1 protein-coding gene is annotated in these 472 nt (G+C 61.2%); it reads right to left on the reverse strand.

All coding sequences use genetic code 11. The features are described from left to right. Positions 1 to 472, reverse strand: a 472-nt coding sequence (locus EOD29_RS30650) for an amino acid permease (protein ID WP_127248780.1), incomplete at both ends; no start/stop codon positions are given.

Below are 472 nucleotides of genomic sequence, written 5' to 3' on the forward strand. Positions count from 1 at the left end.
CGAAGATCATGCGGGAGACCGAGGTGACGGTCGCAAGGCCGCACAGCCATTGGCTGACGAAGATCGCAAGATAAAGGAGGTCCTTGACGACCGGGTTCACCTGGCTGTCCATCGCCCAGAAGAACACGTTCCAGCCCTGTTTTGCCGCCTCATCCATGTTCGGCAGCATCAGCACGAAGGCGCACAGCATGATATAGCCGAACAGCGCCGACCATAGAACCGAGGCCACCATGCCGCGCGGGACCGAATGGGCGGCCTTGACCGTCTCCTCAGATGTATGCGCCGAGGCGTCATAGCCGGTGATGGTGTAGATCGGCAGCAGCAGACCAAGAAGGAAGACCCAGGCGCCCGAGGTGGACGGCCAGACGTTGCCACCGACTTCGCCGGAATAATTGGCGAAGGTGAAGAGACGGCCGAATTCATAGGAGGGCGCCGCGAGAAGGCATACGACCGCCAGCGCGATCGAAGTCGC

This window comes from Mesorhizobium sp. M1A.T.Ca.IN.004.03.1.1 (assembly GCF_003997555.1).
Lineage (GTDB): Bacteria > Pseudomonadota > Alphaproteobacteria > Rhizobiales > Rhizobiaceae > Mesorhizobium.